This is a genomic window from Pueribacillus theae (assembly GCF_003097615.1).
Lineage (GTDB): Bacteria > Bacillota > Bacilli > Bacillales > UBA6769 > Pueribacillus > Pueribacillus theae.
On record NZ_QCZG01000096.1, the window covers coordinates 1 to 1,776 of the forward strand.

Sequence of the window (1,776 nt, forward strand, 5' to 3'; positions counted from 1 at the left end):
TTGTTTCCGGGTACTTGACAAATCAAGACATTGTGTTTTCAAGTAGATATTATTTTCATATCAAAATTATTAAATTCCGCGTTAAGTGTAATTAATATTTAATTTATAAAGTGACCGGTGCGTAGGTATTTAAATATGTAAATACTTTCAATATATACTGTGAATTATTTACAAAAATTGTAGGTTGAAATGCATTGCCGTTTAAAGATAATGTAGTCAATTGTTCAATTAAAAATGTTAGTAGTATATGCTAACATTTTGCTAACGCATTCCCATAAAAAACGGTAAATCCCATTAAAGATGTTACAGCCAACAACATCCAAAACGTTGATTTACCGCACTTTTCGCACCTCGCGTTAAAGATATTACACACTCTCATCTTACGGGCGGCATAATGTGATAACTCCCTAAAACCTTGATATAGCAAGGTTTTAGCGGGTATCAAAAATGCCCGTGACAACATTTTGGCAACAATTATATTAAGATGTGATTGCCTAATGCAACGAACTCCTCTAAAAAAGAGGGGTTTTCCCATGATTGATTACATTCTTCTTTAATACCCCATGGTGGCTTCCCATTTTTTATATCCTCTTAATTGTCGCTTTTCTTTTAATTTAATAATGAACCGATCTTTGTAACCAATCAATTATTCCTAATTTTGTTTATATATTACTAAAAGAGGATGTTCAAAAAGCCCCACATAAGGATAAGAAGTACCATGATTTCCAAGTTTGGTAACTAAAGTATGTTCAATGAGGGGCACATTTGCTAATTGAATATTTGGAAAAATTTAAAAGAAAGGTATACTTCTCCTTTGGCCTTAAATGGTTTTAAATGATTAAATGGGCTATTTTGATGCATTGTTTCCGTTGAAAATTCACTTTCTTCAAATGAACATGCATGGAGGGTAGACGGAAAATCGATAAGTAGGCGATCAATGAATATTTTAGTTAGGGATCTTCACGGTTTTTTCAAATAGAACAAGTTCACGTAAATGTTCTTTATCTCTTGTTTGAAACCGCTTCTCGAAAACCCTGAATGAAAGAAAAATGGGGCCGCAATGCTGGATATCTTTTAAGAATAGTCTGAACGAGCGCTTTGTCTTTTCCTTTTGCAGAATACGTCCACCTTAACTATGAGGGAAACAATTTTAGTTTAATCATTCTGAATATTTATTCTGCGCACTTTCTAGAACTTTAACTTCAAATGGATATAAAATTAAATGGAAGCACATATGAACAAGTATTGCAGCAAATATGCCATTTTCATAAAATTGCCATCCACAAATAATGCCTACTAGCATATTGCCTATAAATATATAACTGTAAAGCGTAAATGATTTTCCGGCTATTGATGAACCTTGATAATGCGCTAGTGTAAATATCAAACTAGATACAGCTATAGATATGAGTACCGATTGTGTTAACCAAAGTAGTAAACTCAGAATTCCCCAACGAAAGATTAGCTCTTCAACTACACTCGCATACAAAATTCGAGGAATGATGCCAATTGAATTTCTATGTTTTTCAATCTTATAAAAAGCTTTGCCTAAAAGAGGTTTAAAGAAACCATAATAGATCAAAATGTGGGTGATTGAACACCCAATACCTACTAAAGCCGCTTTAGCCCAATTACTAATATAGATATTCTCTGTATTAAAACTTATTTTATTTGTTAAAGCGGCACCCAATGCTACAAATATACTTAGGCCTGAATTATTCACACTTTGCCCATGAGGGTATTAATTGAAGCAAAGATATCAATTTTTTTGTTTCA

1 protein-coding gene is annotated in these 1,776 nt (G+C 32.7%); it reads right to left on the bottom strand.

Features of this window, described 5'->3' with window-relative positions; genetic code table 11:
• Positions 1 to 1,159: 1,159 nt before the first annotated feature.
• Complete coding sequence (locus tag DCC39_RS18735) at positions 1,160 to 1,723, bottom strand: CPBP family intramembrane glutamic endopeptidase (RefSeq protein WP_116556397.1); 564 nt, start codon at positions 1,721 to 1,723, stop codon at positions 1,160 to 1,162.
• Positions 1,724 to 1,776 lie beyond the last annotated feature (53 nt).